This is a genomic window from Pantoea sp. USMM079, from assembly GCF_037153115.1.
Taxonomy (GTDB): Bacteria; Pseudomonadota; Gammaproteobacteria; order Enterobacterales; family Enterobacteriaceae; genus Pantoea; species Pantoea communis.
Map to the genome: position 1 here is coordinate 1 of NZ_JBBCKX010000087.1, position 231 is coordinate 231.

Genomic DNA, 231 nt, shown 5'->3' on the forward strand with positions numbered 1-231 from the left:
TACTCCTGACTGACCGATAGTGAACCAGTACCGTGAGGGAAAGGCGAAAAGAACCCCGGCGAGGGGAGTGAAACAGAACCTGAAACCGTGTACGTACAAGCAGTGGGAGCCAACTTGTTTGGTGACTGCGTACCTTTTGTATAATGGGTCAGCGACTTATATTCTGTAGCAAGGTTAACCGTATAGGGGAGCCGCAGGGAAACCGAGTCTTAACTGGGCGTTAAGTTGCAG

1 rRNA gene is annotated in these 231 nt (G+C 50.6%); it reads left to right on the forward strand.

What is annotated here, in order from left to right:
- Positions 1 to 231: ribosomal RNA gene (locus tag WFP70_RS26640) — 23S ribosomal RNA — on the forward strand; the annotation flags it as partial.